The 17,425-nt window shown below is 58.4% G+C and carries 20 protein-coding genes; 5 read left to right on the top strand and 15 right to left on the bottom strand.

Annotation, left to right across the window (positions count from 1 at the left end):
• The first annotated feature begins 50 nt into the window (after nucleotides 1-50).
• Nucleotides 51-227, top strand: a complete 177-nt coding sequence (locus IE224_RS01675; RefSeq protein WP_191307456.1) for a hypothetical protein — start codon at nucleotides 51-53, stop codon at nucleotides 225-227.
• A 379-nt stretch (nucleotides 228-606) separates the two neighbouring features.
• On the opposite strand, the gene IE224_RS21360 is transcribed toward IE224_RS01675, so the two are convergent.
• Nucleotides 607-789, bottom strand: coding sequence for an excisionase family DNA-binding protein (locus IE224_RS21360; protein WP_191307458.1), 183 nt, complete (start codon nucleotides 787-789; stop codon nucleotides 607-609).
• A 374-nt stretch (nucleotides 790-1,163) separates the two neighbouring features.
• On the opposite strand from IE224_RS21360, the gene IE224_RS01685 reads away from it, so the two are divergent.
• The 3 genes from IE224_RS01685 to IE224_RS01695 all read left to right on the top strand — a co-directional run bounded on the left by IE224_RS01685 (nucleotide 1,164) and on the right by IE224_RS01695 (nucleotide 2,971).
• The gene (locus tag IE224_RS01685; RefSeq protein ID WP_191307460.1) at nucleotides 1,164-1,349 is read left to right on the top strand and encodes a hypothetical protein; all 186 of its coding nucleotides are present in this window, start codon (nucleotides 1,164-1,166) and stop codon (nucleotides 1,347-1,349) included.
• Nucleotides 1,350-1,384: 35 nt separating this feature from the next.
• Nucleotides 1,385-1,576, top strand: a complete 192-nt coding sequence (locus IE224_RS01690) for a hypothetical protein (RefSeq protein ID WP_191307462.1) — start codon at nucleotides 1,385-1,387, stop codon at nucleotides 1,574-1,576.
• A gap of 1,146 nt (nucleotides 1,577-2,722) precedes the next feature.
• Entirely contained in the window at nucleotides 2,723-2,971 is a 249-nt protein-coding gene (locus IE224_RS01695; RefSeq protein ID WP_191307463.1) for a hypothetical protein, read from the top strand.
• Nucleotides 2,972-3,873: 902 nt separating this feature from the next.
• Here the strand turns inward: IE224_RS01695 and IE224_RS01700 are convergent.
• From IE224_RS01700 to IE224_RS01730, 7 genes are all read right to left on the bottom strand, one after another.
• Entirely contained in the window at nucleotides 3,874-5,583 is a 1,710-nt protein-coding gene (locus IE224_RS01700) for an ATP-grasp fold amidoligase family protein (protein ID WP_191307465.1), read from the bottom strand.
• A gap of 913 nt (nucleotides 5,584-6,496) precedes the next feature.
• Nucleotides 6,497-6,883: a hypothetical protein gene (locus IE224_RS01710; RefSeq protein ID WP_191307468.1), complete on the bottom strand. Its 387-nt coding sequence runs from the start codon at nucleotides 6,881-6,883 to the stop codon at nucleotides 6,497-6,499.
• A gap of 1 nt (nucleotide 6,884) precedes the next feature.
• Entirely contained in the window at nucleotides 6,885-7,643 is a 759-nt protein-coding gene (locus IE224_RS01715; RefSeq protein ID WP_202380092.1) for a glycosyl hydrolase 108 family protein, read from the bottom strand.
• Between the two features lie 13 nt (nucleotides 7,644-7,656).
• A complete protein-coding gene (locus tag IE224_RS21255) occupies nucleotides 7,657-7,791 on the bottom strand; it encodes a hypothetical protein (RefSeq protein ID WP_268246527.1) in 135 nt (44 codons plus the stop codon).
• A gap of 212 nt (nucleotides 7,792-8,003) precedes the next feature.
• Complete coding sequence (locus IE224_RS01720; protein WP_191307470.1) at nucleotides 8,004-8,399, bottom strand: hypothetical protein; 396 nt, start codon at nucleotides 8,397-8,399, stop codon at nucleotides 8,004-8,006.
• On the bottom strand, nucleotides 8,384-8,569 hold the full coding sequence (locus IE224_RS01725; RefSeq protein WP_191307472.1) for a hypothetical protein: 186 nt from the start codon (nucleotides 8,567-8,569) through the stop codon (nucleotides 8,384-8,386). The genes IE224_RS01720 and IE224_RS01725 overlap by 16 nt, the downstream gene beginning before the upstream one ends.
• Nucleotides 8,566-8,808, bottom strand: a complete 243-nt coding sequence (locus IE224_RS01730; RefSeq protein ID WP_191307474.1) for a hypothetical protein — start codon at nucleotides 8,806-8,808, stop codon at nucleotides 8,566-8,568. Before IE224_RS01730 ends, IE224_RS01725 begins: the two co-directional genes overlap by 4 nt.
• Before the next feature lie 168 nt (nucleotides 8,809-8,976).
• On the opposite strand from IE224_RS01730, the gene IE224_RS01735 reads away from it, so the two are divergent.
• On the top strand, nucleotides 8,977-9,645 hold the full coding sequence (locus IE224_RS01735; RefSeq protein WP_191307476.1) for a VPLPA-CTERM sorting domain-containing protein: 669 nt from the start codon (nucleotides 8,977-8,979) through the stop codon (nucleotides 9,643-9,645).
• On the opposite strand, the gene IE224_RS01740 is transcribed toward IE224_RS01735, so the two are convergent.
• The 7 genes from IE224_RS01740 to IE224_RS01765 all read right to left on the bottom strand — a co-directional run bounded on the left by IE224_RS01740 (nucleotide 9,633) and on the right by IE224_RS01765 (nucleotide 17,363).
• Entirely contained in the window at nucleotides 9,633-12,377 is a 2,745-nt protein-coding gene (locus tag IE224_RS01740) for a hypothetical protein (protein ID WP_191307478.1), read from the bottom strand. The two genes, IE224_RS01735 and IE224_RS01740, sit on opposite strands and share 13 nt — an antisense overlap.
• Nucleotides 12,377-14,179, bottom strand: coding sequence for a hypothetical protein (locus IE224_RS01745; protein ID WP_191307480.1), 1,803 nt, complete (start codon nucleotides 14,177-14,179; stop codon nucleotides 12,377-12,379). The genes IE224_RS01740 and IE224_RS01745 overlap by 1 nt, the downstream gene beginning before the upstream one ends.
• Nucleotides 14,180-14,265: 86 nt before the next feature.
• A complete protein-coding gene (locus IE224_RS21260) occupies nucleotides 14,266-14,391 on the bottom strand; it encodes a hypothetical protein (protein WP_268246528.1) in 126 nt (41 codons plus the stop codon).
• Complete coding sequence (locus IE224_RS01750; protein ID WP_191307481.1) at nucleotides 14,388-14,543, bottom strand: hypothetical protein; 156 nt, start codon at nucleotides 14,541-14,543, stop codon at nucleotides 14,388-14,390. The genes IE224_RS21260 and IE224_RS01750 overlap by 4 nt, the downstream gene beginning before the upstream one ends.
• Nucleotides 14,540-16,015 carry a hypothetical protein gene (locus tag IE224_RS01755; RefSeq protein WP_191307484.1) on the bottom strand — a complete coding sequence of 492 codons (1,476 nt, stop codon included), beginning with the start codon at nucleotides 16,013-16,015 and terminating at the stop codon, nucleotides 14,540-14,542. The genes IE224_RS01750 and IE224_RS01755 overlap by 4 nt, the downstream gene beginning before the upstream one ends.
• Nucleotides 16,012-16,485, bottom strand: a complete 474-nt coding sequence (locus IE224_RS01760; protein ID WP_191307486.1) for a hypothetical protein — start codon at nucleotides 16,483-16,485, stop codon at nucleotides 16,012-16,014. The genes IE224_RS01755 and IE224_RS01760 overlap by 4 nt, the downstream gene beginning before the upstream one ends.
• 5 nt (nucleotides 16,486-16,490) lie before the next feature.
• Nucleotides 16,491-17,363 (bottom strand): phage late control D family protein, encoded by an 873-nt coding sequence (locus IE224_RS01765; RefSeq protein ID WP_191307488.1) that lies wholly within the window; start codon nucleotides 17,361-17,363, stop codon nucleotides 16,491-16,493.
• Between the last annotated feature and the right edge of the window lie 62 nt (nucleotides 17,364-17,425).

Raw genomic sequence — 17,425 nt, forward strand, 5'->3', positions numbered from 1 at the left:
TGATGCTTTCCGGTGGGATCACTTCAGATACTGGAGAGCGGCTAGTGGCAATGACAATCGAACTTCGCGCAGCCCGACTGGTGGCATCGCTGCAGCAGCAGGGCGTTCAGGTCGCCAGCTTAGTAGTCGTCGGCGACGAAATCAGGGTTCATTTCGTAACGGGCGACGTTCTCGCTTTGGATGAGTTAGATCTGGCCGATATGAAGCGGGACAAACGGCAGAGATAGGCTACAGTCGGCTAGGCGACGGCGCAGCCCGCCTGTTCCCCTTGTTGGGCATTCCAATGGCTCCTTTATCTGATGATACAACGCTTCTTCTAACCATCAAAAAAGCCGCCCACAGGCTTGGAGTTACACCCAGCGCCTTGACAGTAGCGGCACGGCGAAGTGGCCATCTAATCAAAATGGGCAACCGGTTCTATGTTAAAACGACCGACCTAGAGCAGGTTATTGAAAGCGCTCGGGTGCCGCCCGTTGTGCCTCCTGAAATGCGCAACAGTCATGCCGATAACATATCTGCCGATCTTAAGTTGGCCCGAGCGATGGAAACGGCGGAGTGGTTAAGAACAAAAGGCAAGCCCCGAGGCCGCTGACGACGGACCAGGCGTCACAGCTGTGAAGCGCCTGTGCCTCCCTCATGCGCATCTACGACTTCAGCAGGAATGCGCATCATGCGTCCAACTCGGAAGGCTGGGAGTTCGCCGCGGCGGATCATGGCGCGGATTGTCTCTGCGGAGCAGCCCCAGCGTTCGGCTAGTGTTCCCGGTGTGTATGGCCGGCGTTGATCCATGCCCTACCCCTCGATCACTTAAGGTCCGTTTTCGGCCACGGCTTTGGCCCTGGCTCCCTCAACTGAAATGCCGCCTCCCATTCAGCTACAGCATCCGCCTCAGTCGTATCGCCCTCGGTAGGAAGCTCGTTGGCAAACCTGTCCAGGTCGTAGCGATCGTAGAGCCGTTTCGCCCCCAGGATTTTGCGGGGCAACTGTAGGGAGCGGAGCGTGCCGACGCTGATGCCGAGGTAGTGCGCGGCCTGGGGGGCTGGCATAAGCCGCGGCGGAAAGTCGAAGGTTAGTGGCACGGTAAAGCCTTGACCGTAAGTGATTATCCATCAGAGCCTTATAAGCAGCAGCGTATGATTCGTCGATGGGAGGCGCGAACAGCCATGACAGATGCTGAAGCCGCCCTCCGTAAAGCTCTGCTGGAGATGCTGATCGACCATCCCCTCCGGATCCACGTGGATGCCGAGGCCATGAGCGATACTGCGTGGGAGTACCTGCAGGCTGCAAACCATGCTCATCCCGTGGTGGCGAAGGTGTTACGAGAAGCAGCGTGTGAGTTGACAACATGAATACAGCAGGCCCCATCTCCCAAGATCAGTGGCAAGTGGCGATCCGCACCCTGAAGGACTTGCTTGCCCTCCAAATGATGAAGCCGGGCGCAATCCGCAAAGAGGTCTTGCCGGACCACCTGCGGATGGCGGCGAATGGCCGAGAACGGCAAGGCGACTATGGTGCCGCGCGGCTGCTGGAACGGTGGGCGCATTTGGTGACGCGGCGAGTGGAGGAGCAGGATTGACCGATCACGCAGCCACTCTCGCAGATCTGGAATAGATGGAAATCGCGACCACGATCCTGCCACCTGTCCCGCGACTCCGCGGGCTTTAGTTAAGCCTACCTAGTTGTCCGGGCCATATGCGTCGGGTAGCATCTTCCCGCAGTCTACCCCAAGTAAGATTGTTCAACTCTCCTCCCCGGCGCGGTGACGTGTCGGGGCTTTTCATTTACTAGACAGGCTCACCGGCACCCTGCAATCGTTTATCTGTCGGGACTGGAACCGGCGGGCCCTGCCGATCACGGAAACCATCGGTGGGGCCAATTGCACCCCATGCAACTCGCCCCTGAGCTCTAACTCTTTGTTGACTATACATGTCTTGCACATCTGTGGCAGTTTATAATGGTCGCTTCTGCGACGGCCCCGCTGCGTGCGCATCTCGGGCGGGGCCACATATCTGCTTTCCGCTAGTATCAAAAGTTAATGCGGTCTAGCGTCTCGTCATGGGGGCAAGCGCACGCCCCTCATGGGAGGCCCTTGCACCTGTAGGGTGTGAGGGTCTTTCGGTGGATGATTTCTCTTTGCTGGCCTTGGGACGAACCGGCCATGCTAGACGCCGGACACATCCGAAGACAGCATCGCACCAGCGTGCTCTGTCGAGCTTACCCCAAAATGTCCCGCTAATCAGGCCATCTGGTGGAGACGCCCGACAGGCACCCGTTGCGGGAACAATCGGCAATACCCAAGGTTGGCGCTGAGTGAGGACGACACCACTCCCCTCATGGGAGACCCTTGCTGTCTGGGGCGGTGAGGGTCTTTCCGTTATCAGCCCGCCCCAACAAGGCGGGCCTTTTCATAACTTACTTTTAAGTTATGTAAGCACAATTCATTTGCACGATGCGCAGAATTACCATACCCTATAGTTGCATTGAGTTAGTCACTCACCCCAGAATGCAGAGACCCCCGGCGCCACGACACGCCGGGGGTTTTGCTATGTGAACTTGCCAAATATTCCCGGTGCGTTAAACCTTCCCTTGCCCATCCACGACGAGGGCTGTGGTCACGAGTGCGCCCCGTCTTCCCCGGCGGGGCTTTTTGCATCTCAGCAGGCCACCGTTAGTCTTTTCTTAATCCTCCCAGCATAGGCAGATGCAAGGTGAGGAGGCAAACATGACCTACCGCGTGACCACTTATGAAGCCCTGCAGACCCACCTGTCCGCAGCCGGGACCACGCTGATGCTCTGCCGCGCGAACATCGGGCGGATAGACCTGTCAGACGAAGAAAAGGCAGACACATTGTGGCGGATCGAACGTCAGATTGCAGAGCTTGAAGCGATGCGTCTGGAACTGACCCGCCCCGCCACCCATAAGCGCTGCGCTCCGACAACGAGGAAGCCCCACCTTCGCCCGGTGGAATGATCCTCTCAGCTTCACCATGCTGCTCTTCCGGCAATTGCGGAAATCGCAAGTATCGCAGCACCAAGTCGAATGTCGAAGGTAGTTTGATGATACAAGGTAGCCGGTTCTCCGCGCCTTGTGCGGAGGTCCAGGCGACCTAGCCAATGCCGACGCCTCTTGCGCAGTCCGCATTAGTTGGAGGAGCCTGCGGCCGGCGACTGTTCGGCTGTTTATGCAGCGCAGGGCGTCAGCCCCACCGCAACAGAAGCACAGTGCTGGGGCCGCTCTCCATCTGCATGGGATGGCACTGATGCTCCTGAGGAGGGGCAGACTTTTCGGCAGCGCGACGGACGCCCTTGGGACCGTGGAAGCGCGACCACGGCTGCCTTAGGCGAGATGATTGAAGGCCAAACCTGGGAATGCGGCTCGATCGATACGGACGCCTATGGTCGGATCACCGTACGCTGCCTCGCAGGTATCCGCGACCTCGGCCGCGAAAAGGCTGCGCTGTGTATAGGATGGGCCTACTGTCAATGTTCCGAGGACTATGTCGAAGCAAAGGCTGGGACACGCCGTCCGCGACTCAATTGGGGAGGAGGCGGCACCGGGCGGTTGTCAAGCGAACGTTGGCAGGGCGCCCCATTCGGACGCCCATGCTGCTCAATGCGCCGCAGATATGCCTCAGGGTGGCTGGTGACCTTGAACTCCTGACAACTCCGGCCATCCTCATCGACGATGCCGACCGAGGTCTCTTTGACCGATTCATCCAATCCGGCATAGGGCTCTTATGCTGCGCTTCATTCGCTGATGCTTGTGGCTGCTTCATACAGACCACGTCCTACCATCAGGCCAAAGCGCAGCAACTCACAATGATCGGGATAAAAAGTCGAGCGCTAAGCTGAATACCCATCATGAGGCTAGTCCTACTCAACAGAAGAAAATATTTCCCATGCTTGGCCCATAATATTATCCCCATACTCTGAAAAACCAAGACCTGAATGGGAGTATGACGTGATCTCACCCAAAACAGGGCCTTCTGGAGAAGCGTAAAAATCTAGTCTGACATAGTCCTTCAGCCGACCAGCTAGTTCGTCTGCGAGGTTCAGCATCTTCGGGAAGCATTCAGGACGTCGGATAGGGTCGTTCGGATGTTCTCCAGTTTTTCTAAAGGGAACAGGCGTGTGCGACCAATCCCGCCCGAGCCAAGATTGTCTCCGGTGTAAGACATCCCGGGAAATCGCATTTTTGTCATCAACATGAATAATTCTAGCCTTTCCTCCAAAACAGTGGAACTTGTAATCTAGCGGGATTATTGGCGAACTTGTTTCTGTGCCTTCCTGCTGAACGAACTCTTCTACAATAAATTCTCGGCCCGATCCTTCGGAAATATATTTCCCCACTTTATCTCTTATCGCTTCTCTCGAATATAAGAATCCGTCAAATAGATTGATATCGTCAGCCATTAGATATAGCTCCACGCCGGAGGCAAAATCCGGCTTGAGGACATACCGCGACGGGAAATCAAACCTATCGAAATCAGCGATGCTTTTAATGATACCCAATGTTCTTGGGGCCTTAACTCCCATTGCGCTTGCAAAATCCATTGTGAGTTTCTTTGACGCGAAGTGACGGATAGGCATTGGGCAACGCGACAAAGGTCCCCCAGAAGTCCATGGACTGTCAGAGTGTATCTGATCAAATTTAGTATTGCTTGGCGAAGAAATCCTATTGTAAGGAAGCTCCAAGTTTTTGCAGCAGTGTTCTTTGAGGTGGCAGCTTTCTCGCCCAAAATGCTCTCCCCAACGTCTGCGCAAACGATGTCCAAACGTTTGAAATAGGTCATCCTCAATAAGACAACGGTCTTTAACACCAAAGTCTAAAAATATTGCGCGAGGTTTGTGGTCGATGAAATGTGCTGCCCTAGCAAGGGCGGCAGGATAATCCCCGTTTAAAACGCTATCCCTAATGTTTAGATACTCAGCTTCGTCCGACGCTGTCCATGTATACGAATGCTCCTGCCCACTTCCGATCCATGGTCTTTCTAAATTAAAGTGGAAAGGGAATTTCGTAGTTTTTTCCGCCTTGGCTAATACATTAACGTTTTCGTCATCCGAAGCTATAAGCTCGATCAACAAGTGATGTGATTTTCCATCAAGAATCCGATCAGGGAGGCGATTTGAGAATCCATGACATCCAGTACCGATACCTGCATTAAGCAGGTCAACACGAAACCGGTTCACAGGAAATGTGCCGATTAGGCCCCCATCGACTGAAATTCGAACATCACATGGCTTACCGTTTGATTGCCAACCCCACCCCCGAACGAGTCCGTTGGGAGAGACCCCGTCGATATGAATTGAATCCGAACTCATTCTATGAGCTTTTGGGCTAAGGAAGTATAGCCCTTGGAATTGTCCATTTTTTACATGAGCCAAATTTTCCTTTGCGATGCCGTCAATAATAAATGGTTGATTTTCAATTTCCTCCATAACTCTTTTGTCATCAAGAATAACTGCAAGCCAATGGCTTTCATATTTAGCTACATAACCAATTGCTCCGATTTTTTCAAAAAAGAACTTAACGCTTGCGTCGTCTTTAGCTTTAAAATCGAGTCTGGTAATGCAAGTTTTCATTTATAGCTCCTGCTGGAATGGTCCCTCCTCCTATCAACTCCGTCACGACTGGAAAATAGCGTGTTGGCTATTCTTTCAGTAAGTGGCGCTTTTGTCCGTCGATGCACGCATCTCTAGCCGCCTACGGTGAAGGAGGTCTCTTCAGACATAGCTTTCATCGACTTGCGAGTATGTTCCTCTTATGTTCTTGGTGGCATCGAAAGGAGCCACCTCATGCCACGTTTCCACGACCCCGAGTTCCCCGACGACCTTGCCCCTCACATCATCTGGGCTGAGCCACCGAGGGGGCAGCGCTGGTCAGTCGCGGCGGGGACGTTTCGTGCAATGGTGGCAACTTGGCCTGCCATACAGGACCAGCACAAGCAGGAGACCCTGACATTGCAGCAAGGCGCTCTGATCCTGGAGAAGCGCCCGCCGCTCCAATGAGCCGGGTCAGCATCCGCGACATGGCGCACGAAGCCTGTGCTGCGACAAATCACTCCGTAGCCGAAGTGATGGGCAAGAGCCGCAAGGCCGCGCTGTGTCGGGTCCGCGAGAGGATCTGGTTACGGGCTTACGAGGCAGGCTACTCCTCCGTTCGGATCGGCCGCGTATTCGATCGGGACCACACCAGCATTCTGCATGGTATCAGGAACGCGCGGCGATCAGTAGAGGATGAAGCGGCGGGGCAGCCGATGTCATTAGCATGACACATACCGGGTGATATGGTGCCAGCACGTCCCCCGAGTAAAACAGGAAGCCCGTCTGGCAGGATGGGCTTTTCTGTTTCTTGCCTTGTTGCGCGGTGAATAACATAAGGTTAACGGGTATCGCAACCAGCGCTTGCAGATGGTGCACGATTATCGCCCGCCCCCTGCCATCACCATCAGCAGAAACAGCGTCACCAGAGCGGCAACGCTGAGGATGGTGGTGATCACCGGACCGCCTGCGTCAGGGCCTTGCCGATGGCGATGCCCTTTTCCAACGCAGAGACCTGAGCCGACTGCGCAGAGATGCGCTTGGCAAGATCGCCATCCGACGCCTTCAGCTTGCGGATCGTGCCAGTCATCGTCTGCTTGACGTAGCCCATGATCCAAGCCTTCGCCTGTTCGCCGTTCAGGCCCTTGGCTTCGGCGTCAGCCTTGGCCCTCTCGATCGCATCCCCCAGCTTGTCGCTCAGGATCTTGGTCCGCTTCTCGCCCAGCAGGCGGGTGAGCTGCACCATCGCAAACGTGCCCGCTGCGCTGATGCCGGCCAAGGCCAGGGTGATGATGATCTCGGTAAGCTGTTCAGCAATGATTGCAGTGATGATGTCCTGCATGTCAGTTCTCCAGTTGTTGCTGCCAGGCGCTCACATCGGCGCTGATGGCGTTAAAGGCGGTCAGTGCTGCTTGGGTCAGCCGTCCGTCGATGCCGTCCACGCGGCCCGTGTAGAGGCCGAGGCGCTTGAGGACGGTTTGCAGTTCGATCAGGGGGTTAGGGGCTGGTTCGGGAGCAGTGGGTGCACCAGCTTTCGTTGCCAGTTCCAGCGCATGGCCCACGACGCCGGGCTGATCCGCCCATTCCCCTTTCGGATCTTTTCCGGTGACGCGGATCGTCCAACCGCGCCCGTTGACAGGAAAGCCGGTCTTCTTGCTGGTCAGCGACTCCAGATACGCCATTCGGCCATCGCAGTAATCGCGGATCAGGTTGGCGATGCCGCCTTGGTAGGCCTCGACGGCAGCGAGTGTGGCGAGGCCGATCCAGCCGTCTTGCGTCACTCCTAGCACCTTCTGGAGCGTCTTAACTGCGCGCGGTGGCCCTGAATTGACGCCGAAGTCGAAGGCCGCATAGTCTAGGCCTGCGGGCAGCAGATCGCCGCCACTCTGGACCCAGTAGCTTTTGCGGTAGATGGCCTCCGCCTCCGCCAAGGTCATTGCCTTGACCTGATCTGCCGTCACCGACTTAACGCCGCGATGGACTGCCAATGTCTTGTGGGTGATGCCATACTTGGTTGGCCCACCTCGATCGGTCTTGGCGTTCACATAGCCGCCTTCATGGCCGAACATCAGCCCAAGGGCTTTCGGTAGAGTTTCACGCATTGAGGTGTTTCCCTTATGGATGCTCAGCCACGGCCAAGCCAAAGGCGATCAGCGCCGTCAGCGCGAACGCTGCGGCCTCGATCAGGATGTCGCGCATGTTAGTAGCCTGGGTCCGGCCCTCGCCTGCCAGTGATGGGCGGCGGGTCATATTGGATCGGCCCTCGCAGCAGGGAGCAGATGGCGTAGGTGTCAGCTATCCGCCCGCAATGTCGGTCCTCGTAGAACACGGCATTCATGCGCCGGGCGTACGCTGTGCGAGGTCGGCAGTCTGGCAAGTCCCACACGATCGCGCAGACGGGCTTGAACCGCCCGGTCAGCACGAAGCCCAGGCAGCTACTGACGATCCAGTGGCGCATGATGTCACTTCCACGGCAGCAGGCGGATGCTGGTTGGATGCAGCCAGGCCTTCCAGACCGGCCAATAGGGCTGCTCCTCCTCCGGGATCAGAAGCTGCCGGCATTTCAGGGCGCAGTAGAACGACGCCATCTTCATTGCGCTGAACACGAGGTTGATCAGCCGCCCCCTAGTCGCATCTGACCATTGGTCAGCGAACTGCGGCCACCACAGCCGCATGAGAGGCATGGTCACATCCCAATATAGACCTCGCAGGATGATCGCCCCGGCCAAGATCATGAACCCCGTGGCAAACCACCAAGTAGCGGTGCGCAACTCCCGGAAGGATGCGCGGAAAGCCCAGACGACAGCCAAATAGCCCAGGGCGTTGATGATGGCGAAAAGCCCTAGCGCAATGGCCATGAATTTGCTTCCTTCTCCAATTGCTCCACTAGCCGCTCAATCGCTGCGACCCGCGTCTTGATGGCGCGCTTCTGCGGGGCTGCTTCCGCCTCGTAGTCGCGCATGATCTCGTCGGCCTTGGCCTCTCTTTGGCCATGCCCTGTCAGTTGCCGGATAAGCCGTCCCATCATCGCTTATCCTCCAAGAGCATCACGGCGCGGCGCATGATCTCGGTGTTCGCGCTCGTGGTCTTGTTTGTTTCGGTGAGGATTTCCCGGCTTTCCTTCACCGAGTTCTCAGCCATCGCCAGCATCTTGTCCTGCAAGTCGCTGTTCCGCCGATATTGGATCCAGTTGAACCAGCCCTGGACGACGATGACGACGCCAGCCAGGCCACCGCCCACCTCTTTGATGAAAGCCGCTACATCCATCGGAGTGCGGTCCTTACGCGATGAATGAACATATCAGGCCTATCGTGCTGTTCGGAGAAGGGTTTCGCGCGCCGGTTGCTTCACGGTGTGCATATTCTCGGAGACTCGCTCGCAGATAAGTGCAGATCATTCACACAGTGGTGAGTGATTCGATTTCAGGGGGTTAGCGTGAAACTAGGTGCGGTTATTGCGGCTGCGGTCGTGGCAGTGGGCGTGGGGCAGGCAGAGGCGGCGACGTATACGGCTGTCGATTACGATCTTTACCTTCGCTATGAAGGGACTGCCTTCAGTGATTTAGTAGCTTATGACCAGTGGGATCTGGATAACACATACAGCAGTCCGTATTACCCGGCTGAGGATCCTCTCAACCTCGATATCTCCAACAAGATGTTTCCTAGTCTGGCCATCGGGGACATTGTTCGTTTCATCGCCACCATTGTCTTTCCAGAAGACCCTGATCAGCTTCTTGGACAATATGACAACGGCGGACGTGCCCCGGTGTGTGCCATTGGGAAAACATCTTGCACAAACACCACAGAAGCATATCCGAAAGGCCCCTATGATGCTTTTGATATCAGATATTCTGACCTAATCATGATCACGGGAAGCACGCAGGTGGGTTCTGCTTTCACTTATAACCAGGCATATCCAGGAGACTGGGCAAGTGATGATGGGCGATGGAGCTACCATGCTTGGTATAGTGCGGCCAAGTTCACTGTCGTAGAGATTGTGGACACTCCCGCGCCCGTCCCTCTGCCCGCCACTGCCGCCCTTCTACCGCTTGGGATCGGCGCCCTCGCTACGATGCGAAAGCGCCGTAAGGCTCAAGCAGTATAAACCAGCTTCCCGCCCTCTGGCGCTACACCAGCGGGTAGGTTGCCAAGGTCTCCGAGGATCACGCCGGCAGCAGTCAGATCATGCTTGCTGCCGGGCGCTAGCCCGGTCGGGACAATCACCTCGTTGATGTTCACGGTGGGGCTGACGGTCGGCTCCACAAGGCCGGTACCGATCGCGCCGGACCGGAAGCGTTGCAGGGGCGTGATGCCGTTGCTGACTACCGAGGAGATGGTAAGCAAGGTTTGAGGTTCGCCCGCGGTGGTGCGAACCGGAGCGACGGCGAACACATCGCCTGCAACCGGCATGCCGATTACGTCATAAAGCCAAACCCTGTAATCGCCCCCTCGGTTTTCGGTGCGCTCGACTGCTCCGATCCGTGCGCTAAAACCACTGACGGAGCCAGTGACCTCCTTACCGATGTGCTGGTAGACAAAGCGGATCTTTCCTGCGCCACCGCCATTGATCTGAACGATAGCACCGCGCTTGAACTCCAGCCGGTTGACCGTCAGCACTGCGCTGCCGCTACCATCCCAGCCTACCCTGGCACGGGAACCGCTGATAACCAGATCGTCAGCCGTGCAATCCGGCCCAAGGAGAACCTGCGTTTGCCCGCCTGCGTGAAGGTCCAGGTTCGCCGCCGTACCCGTCAAGGCGAGACGGCCGCTAATTGCCGTGGCGGACAACGGATGGTCCGCATCTCCGATCCAGACCTGACCAGCCTTGCGGATCATCATCTCGGCGGCATCAGTCAATACGCCTGCTTCCAGTTTGCCCGACACCACGTCCAGCTTCCCGCCGCTGGTTTGCAGGGCAGCAATGTCCGCGTTGGTGTTCCCGAACCGAACGAAGTTTCCCGCCAAATCGGCACTGTCAGCTACATGCGCGCCGGGCAGGTCTTTCGTGGACCAGTTGTAGCGGTTGTCCCAGCGGAAGCCCTCAAGGCGCGGATCGGGCTGGAAGAACAGATTTGCAGGGGTGCTGCGCTCGGGGATCGGTGTCCCGAAGCGCGACTTGACCCAACGTACATCCTCACGAACGAGGTTCCCGATGCTGGCCTGCGCAGCGATGTGGTCCACATATTCAGCAATCGTTGCGCTCGACTTGCTCAGGCGTTGCCCGGCACGACGCTGGATCGTGGTCTGATCCAGAATTGTGGGATCGATGCCTTCGACATTGCGGGCGGGAACAGGATCGCTCCATTTCCACGACTGCGTGTCGTCAACCAGCTTCACGTCCTGGCTGACACCATAATCATGCCACCCGTCAGTCTTACGCCCAAGTTCTTCAGCGTCATCAGGATTGGCCCGATGCGCGAGAACGTTCCCGACCATAGATGATTGCGGGCCGTTGACATCAAAGCCGTAGTTATAACCTCCCTCCTCTCCGTAGGAGGATCGCCGGTAGCCCGCCGAGAACGCCACGTTGTCCAAGACGTTGTTGAACTGCCAACCCCCGCCAAAGCTGTTGACTGCGGCGGCGATGTTGTTGTCCACCAGCAGGTTGCCTTCCAGATGGAGCCCTGTGCGAAGCTGGGTTCCACCCGACGCAGATCGAAACAAAGCGCTAGACCGGATCGTGTGATCCAACTGACGATCTGTGTAGATAGCATGGGAATACTTGCTCTGCGGCATGGGGGAGGTCGCCGAGCCTGCTGGATCGTAACCTTCAGCCCATCCGGCATGATCGATGAAGCAGGAGTCGATCAGCAGACCTTCACTGTCCGCTGAGTAAATGCCGGGAGAATGGTTGCCATTCGCAAGCCACTTCCCATCAGCCGTGATTTTGTCTGGTTTAGGGAAGTCCCGCCAGGGGGCGAGAGCTGTCGCCTCCCGGACCGTAGTGAACATGGTGTTAGAGAGGTTCATAGTGAACCCTGCATCTATGTGGTCATAGATCGTGGCATAGCCATACCAAGCTTGCACAGGCTGGTGCAAACCACTGACGAAGCGGACGGTCTTTACGTCCTGAACGACGCCGTAGGGCAGGTGCAGGAAGTTGCTATAAATATCGATGACTGGATCGGCACCGGCACCCCACGCGCCAAGTACGAAGGGGTGCAATTCATCCTCGCCGCACAGACCGCCTAGGTGGAAGTCGAGATATTGGTAACCCCGCTCCAGATAGTAATGATCCGACCGGGACGGCGCGCCCGTTGCCCCGGCATAAGCGAGGTGGATTTTCATCACGTCCAGATGGACCGCAGTCTCGGGAGACCCGCCATATTGAGGCTTGTCCAGCAGCCATGCAGCGGTGACGGCGCTTTCTGGAACCCCGGCATTGGCCGCGATCTGCGCCCTTGTTAGTGCAGATGGCGATTTGGAAGCATACCACTTGCGGTGACGCTGGCCTGGCTCACACACAAAGCGGTCGTCGCCAGCAATGGGCAACCACATGTGCTCACCGGATGGGTGCCCGTATTTTTTTGCAGCAGCCTGCGCGTAAACATTTGCCTGACCGCCGCCCGTCATGACAGCCGTGATTGTCTGTTGGGAGGTCGTTCCTAGCAGGTTAAGCGTAGTCTGTCCCGCGCCGCGCGGAACGGCGATCCCCGCCGATGGACTGCTGATTTCCGCATCAAGCACATTGACCCGACCGCCGAACGCAGAGAACTCCGAGATTTCACCCGCCTCACCCCAAGCCTCGACTGAAACAGCCGCGCCTGTCATGCCTGCGCCGGGGGTCACTTCAAACGGCTGACCTTCAAGCAGCGCACTGTGAAAATACATGGGCATCAGGCGATCTCCGTAACTTTGCGGACGAGATATGTGGCGCGGGTGGTAACTGTGCCTTGCGACGTAACGGATAGGGTGCGGGGGCTGGTATCGCCAGATGCAACCGTTGCCGTCCCGATGTAGAGGTTGGTCCTGACATCATCACCCTTGCTAGGCGCACCGGCAAAATCGGCGACTTCGGCATGGCCGACAGGGGTGCCCCACCAGCCTCCAGATGCCTTGCCACCGTTGCTACCGACCGTGAAGACAATGCGATCCCCAGGTGCGGTCGTGACGGTGGTCGAAAGGACGCTGCCGGTGGCGACAGATTGGGTTGTCACGACGGGCGTTCCCGAGATCATGCGTACGGCGCGGAATGCGTGGCACCCGGCAATCAGGGCGCTCGGCTTGTCCAGCGTGATGACGACATCGCCGGTCGTGCCGGTGGGGACCGCGGCCCACCACAGGCCCGTGCGCAGCTTGGGGTCGTTGCCGTTCGTCTGCATTGCCCGCTGCGTCGCCGCAACGCCCCTGATGCTGATCCCTGTGATAACTGCCGTTGTGTCGGTGATCAGGTAGGCGTTCAGGTCCAGTTCGATGAAGCGATCTGCGTTCGCCTCGCCCAGGGGCACGGCAGCAATCGTGTGCTGGGTCTGAGACGTGGTGTTGTAGACCGCGCCCGTCCCCGCCGAGGTATAGGAGGCTGGCTGTTGCGACGGCACTACGATGGAGTTGCTGGACACCATCTCGGATGTTCCGGACGCATCCGTTCCGGCTTCGCGATAGGTTAGGGCTTTCCCACCATCTACGGCGCTATCGATCAGGTAATCCAGCGACGTGATGCCGGTTTCATCCTCGCCCCGATACCATTCCCCAAAGATGGTCGCACTGCTGTGCAGGGATCCGTACAGGCCTGGCCGCGCGGTCAGTTTCTGCCCGTGGGCAGGCGTGCCGCTGATGGACGGCGCAATGAGGGAGACGGGGCCGGTGCCAAGATCAGAAGGCGCGGCAACCGTTAGATCCCCGGCATAGGCAGGATGCTGGCCGATCGTGAAACTGAACGGATCGGACTGCGGGGTCACGTTGTTGAGGATGACCTTGTTGTCGGCTGTCGTGGTGGCGGAAGGGCTTGCGGGCACTACGTCATAGACAAAGGGCAGCGAGGTATATCCAGCTTTGGTGGCCGCGCCGCTGACGTTCACCGTGTCGTCGGTCGGGGCCGTCCCGCTGCGTGCCGTGCCAGCACCCACCAGAGGGACGCTGGCTGAAACCTCATTCGCGTCGAGGCTAACGTTGAACGTGATGGTGAAAGGCTGGCCCGCGACCAACGGGCTTGGTTCGATGCTGACAATCTCGATGGCAGGCTCCTGCTGGGCTGCTTCGATGGTCAGCTTGAACGACACCGGGTCAGACTGACCGGCCGCATTCACCCCGCGCACTGCGAAGGATGTTTCCTCCAAGGCCGATGAAGCATCGAAGACCAGATCGTAGCCGTCGATCACAGCCGCAGCAACTGCGGGGCTGATGACGTAGCTGGTGGCGCCCGCGAACTTGGTGCGCAGATCGGTCGCGGGAACAGACTGACCCACGGTATAGCTCCGGTCCGCGATGCCGCCGATAATCGCGGGCACCTGACCAGAAGGCGGCTCCTCAACCGTCAGGCTCTCCGTCTTGGCGACGGAAGGCAGGACGCCATCAGAGGCCATCCACGTGGCGACGTATTCACCAGCTGGCGCGTTCAGGATGCGTCCGCCAATGATCTCGCTGGTTACATCGATGCCATCGCGGGTGAGTAGCAGGGTTACTGCTATGTCATCAGCCATTGCGAACTCCGGAGTTGATGCGGTTGCAACCGCGCATGAAAAAGCCCGCCGCAGCGGGTGGATGGGATGCGTCTTGGCGTTAGCGTCTATGCGACCAGAACCACCCGCCAGCCTGCGGGGCAGTTTCGATCTGCGGTCAGCGCCAGGTCAGGCCTGGCCGCCTGCCACTCGCGGGCGATGCTGCCATCAGGGTGGATCAGGCGGGCAGTCATTTCTTTGCAGGCTCCTGCGCCTGCTGCTGGGCCTCGATCTGCTGGCTGATATGATCGATCACCGGCCGGGCAATGCGGTGGGGCATCTCGTTCAGCGCGGCGCCGATGATCTGCAGTTGCTGGTCATCAAAGGTCAGGGTGATCACGGTCATGCTCCAATCAGGCCATGAGTTGTGTTGTCGTCAATGAGCGCCTTCACCCGCTCAGCAAGCTGGGAAAGTGTCACGGTGGCTGTGTCGAATGTGGCTCGGGTGGCGGTTCCAGTGGGCACCCCCCAGCCCGTACGCCGCGTGGTCAGAAGGCGCACACCGTTCCGGCCAAAGTCCATCTCATTGATGCTGAGGAGACTGACGCCGTCATAGGAAAGGCGCTGAGCGGCGCCAGGCCGATTGCCGAAGACGATCCGCTGGCTAGCGCCTAATATGATCGCCGCATTGCCCGCGAAAGTCGCTTCGGCAAAAGAAACTCCGTACTGGAAATTACCTTTTTCAAAACGGAGACCGCCATAACGATTGGCATAGGTTGATGCACCTTGGAGGCGCAGGGCTTCGCCATTTCCCAGAACACTAGAGGGATCGCCAGGGTTAGGCATAACGGCATCTTGCAACACCATAAGCCCAGTGTACCACTTGGACATGGGGTTAGTGGCACCTCGACCGCCGATATAAACGCCCATAGTGCCTGGGGCGGTCACATCATGCTCAAGCGTCACGGCAACGCCACGCGACGTGTTGAAGACCGTAGGAGTAGACTGCCACCCCGCATCCGGCCCTTTCTTGACGACGTTGACCTCAATGCCAATCAGGTGACGGCTGCCTGCCTCGGTGTCGGTCGCGTAGAACCAGCCGCCCCACCCGCCCTTGTCGCCAGCAGCTTCAACTCGCGCTCGGCCATGAACCCCGACCAAATCACCGGAGCCATCCGTGAAAGTTGCCACGCCAGTAACGGCCGCTCCACCGAAAGCACTGCCGCCGATCCGGTTGAGCGAACCGTAGATCGCCCCTGAGTCCCATCCCCCATTGGGCGCGTCCGTGTCCGAAACTTTGGTAGCCATGAAGATCGGTTCAGCGGCATGGGATGGATACTGAGCCGTGCCTGCCGAGGCGCGCTTCCATAGGGCCGTCTGAATGAAGCCAGACCCATAGATGCTGCGGATATTTTCGATGCCGATGTACTTTTTGTTCTCGTACTCAACCGCCTGAGCGCGCAACAGACCAGTTGCCCAAGCATGCGCCGCGCGCTCAACGTTGATGTCGTTGGTGACGCCATCGCCGGCCGCGCCAAAGTGCTCAAGCGCGGCTTGTCCCGCAGTCCATCCACCGCCAAGCAGCTCCCCGTCCGGATCGCTCACCCATTCGACTAGCCGACCCCCAACGAGGGCCGAAATGCGTTTTTGTTCTGCTCGTTTGGGCGCGGCGAGAGCGGCGGCATAGCTGGCGTGGGGGACAGCGGCAGCGCGACCATCATCTGCGGCCTGCTTGGCCTCTGTAGCCTTTCCATCAGCATCAGCTACAGCCTGCTGCGTGTCGGCTAGCACCTGATCCTGCGCCCCCTGGGTTTGGCGGATGACCTTGATGTCCCCACCAATGGCCGCAGCTAGGGCGGCTGACCGTTGATCGCTCATTGCTGTGCCTGCTCATAAATTGCGACAAGATCGATGCCGCCCTGGATCGAGGCGGCGGGCGGGATGATGACGAGGTCGAGGCCGTCCATGGTTAGGGCGCCGCCGGTCAGGACGATTTCCGGATCATCGACAGGATCAGACACTTTCGGGCCTTCATCACGTGACCCATCAGCCCGCACAAAGATCAGCCGGCCGTCTTCGAACTCGATATTGACGATCGTTCCGTCAGGCAGTTGGATGCCGTCCAGCCGGGAAGCCAGTTCTGCGATCTTCTCATTCAGGCCAGGCACTACGCCCATGTCCTGCAGCACCTGAACAGCGGCGCTGATCTGCGGCGACAGGTCGTTTGCCGTCGCAGCCGTACTGGCTGCCGCTTGCGCCCGTTCAGCAGCCTTCGTGATGCTGACCAGCAATGAGATAAGGGACGCCGGCAGGCCAGCGGCCCGCAGCGTGCGTTCATCCAATGTCATGAGGGTTAGTCCTTTATCGAACCGCTGATGTCGGTTGTGTAGCCGTTGGCCTTGCTGAACCGGTGGGTGGCTTCTTCGATGATCAAGGGCAGCCCATCCACGCCAGGCCGGACGCCAGAGAATTGCACAGGTGCCCCGGCCCTGATGGTCGGATCGCCAATCAGAGACGCCGTGAACTGCAGCTTCTTGCGGCCCAGCGATCCGGCCTTGGCTTCGGCTGCCGCCTTTGCCTCATCCCGTGTGGCGAACGGCTGACCGATCTCGAATTCCGCGTCTGAGTCTTTGTCACCCTGAACCGTCACCGACCGCTTGCGGCCCGTGGTCCGATCCATCCAGGTTGCCTTGACTGTCCGATAAACAGACCGGGTTGAAAACGTGACCCTGCAGGATCCTGTGATTAGCGTTGCCGGGGTGACGACCAAGCCCGTCAGAGGCTTTCCTGTTGCCGACTGCCCTGCCCCGCGTTTCGCAAAGACCAGCCGGCCATCCTTGATCGAGAACAGCGCGCCGTGGCGCTCTGCCAGACGCTCCAGAAAGGCGGCATTGCTTTCCGCGATCTGCCCTAGCCATTCGTAGTGAAAGGCCCCCAGAGCGGCGTCCACGACCGGCTGAACGCCAATCTCGCCCGCGATATCCGCGATCACGTCTTTCAGGCTGACCTGATCCCAGTGGCGGCGCCGCATTTCCTTGACGGGTCCGCCCATCTCGGCTGCCTTGCCGTGGATGGTGATGGCATAAGGCAGGCATTCGACTTCCACTTCCTCGGCCAGATAGCTGCCCATCGGAACGAGATTTTCGCCGTAGCCCAACGACACTGCGATCCGCGCGCCTGGCTGTGGAATTTCAGCAGGCGGATTGTCGTCCAGCTTGAGGCGCACGCTGTCAGACGAAACGCCGTCACGATCCACGATCTCGCATTCAGACAGCCGGCGCAGGAAGT

The organism is Paracoccus aerius (assembly GCF_014656455.1).
Lineage (GTDB): Bacteria > Pseudomonadota > Alphaproteobacteria > Rhodobacterales > Rhodobacteraceae > Paracoccus > Paracoccus aerius.

What these genes read in the sequence shown, in the direction of transcription:
- IE224_RS21255 (WP_268246527.1), bottom strand. Translation starts at nt 7,791, where the DNA reads ATGACCCGCCGCCCATCACTGGCAGGCGAGGGCCGGACCCAGGCTACT.
- IE224_RS01725 (WP_191307472.1), bottom strand. Translation starts at nt 8,569, where the DNA reads ATGATGGGACGGCTTATCCGGCAACTGACAGGGCATGGCCAAAGAGAG.
- IE224_RS21360 (WP_191307458.1), bottom strand. Translation starts at nt 789, where the DNA reads ATGGATCAACGCCGGCCATACACACCGGGAACACTAGCCGAACGCTGG.
- IE224_RS01695 (WP_191307463.1), top strand. Translation starts at nt 2,723, where the DNA reads ATGACCTACCGCGTGACCACTTATGAAGCCCTGCAGACCCACCTGTCC.
- IE224_RS01745 (WP_191307480.1), bottom strand. Translation starts at nt 14,179, where the DNA reads ATGGCTGATGACATAGCAGTAACCCTGCTACTCACCCGCGATGGCATC.
- IE224_RS01675 (WP_191307456.1), top strand. Translation starts at nt 51, where the DNA reads ATGACAATCGAACTTCGCGCAGCCCGACTGGTGGCATCGCTGCAGCAG.
- IE224_RS01740 (WP_191307478.1), bottom strand. Translation starts at nt 12,377, where the DNA reads ATGCCCATGTATTTTCACAGTGCGCTGCTTGAAGGTCAGCCGTTTGAA.
- IE224_RS01700 (WP_191307465.1), bottom strand. Translation starts at nt 5,583, where the DNA reads ATGAAAACTTGCATTACCAGACTCGATTTTAAAGCTAAAGACGACGCA.
- IE224_RS01760 (WP_191307486.1), bottom strand. Translation starts at nt 16,485, where the DNA reads ATGACATTGGATGAACGCACGCTGCGGGCCGCTGGCCTGCCGGCGTCC.
- IE224_RS01685 (WP_191307460.1), top strand. Translation starts at nt 1,164, where the DNA reads ATGACAGATGCTGAAGCCGCCCTCCGTAAAGCTCTGCTGGAGATGCTG.
- IE224_RS01720 (WP_191307470.1), bottom strand. Translation starts at nt 8,399, where the DNA reads ATGGCCATTGCGCTAGGGCTTTTCGCCATCATCAACGCCCTGGGCTAT.
- IE224_RS01715 (WP_202380092.1), bottom strand. Translation starts at nt 7,643, where the DNA reads ATGCGTGAAACTCTACCGAAAGCCCTTGGGCTGATGTTCGGCCATGAA.
- IE224_RS01750 (WP_191307481.1), bottom strand. Translation starts at nt 14,543, where the DNA reads ATGACCGTGATCACCCTGACCTTTGATGACCAGCAACTGCAGATCATC.
- IE224_RS21260 (WP_268246528.1), bottom strand. Translation starts at nt 14,391, where the DNA reads ATGACTGCCCGCCTGATCCACCCTGATGGCAGCATCGCCCGCGAGTGG.
- IE224_RS01755 (WP_191307484.1), bottom strand. Translation starts at nt 16,015, where the DNA reads ATGAGCGATCAACGGTCAGCCGCCCTAGCTGCGGCCATTGGTGGGGAC.
- IE224_RS01710 (WP_191307468.1), bottom strand. Translation starts at nt 6,883, where the DNA reads ATGCAGGACATCATCACTGCAATCATTGCTGAACAGCTTACCGAGATC.
- IE224_RS01730 (WP_191307474.1), bottom strand. Translation starts at nt 8,808, where the DNA reads ATGGATGTAGCGGCTTTCATCAAAGAGGTGGGCGGTGGCCTGGCTGGC.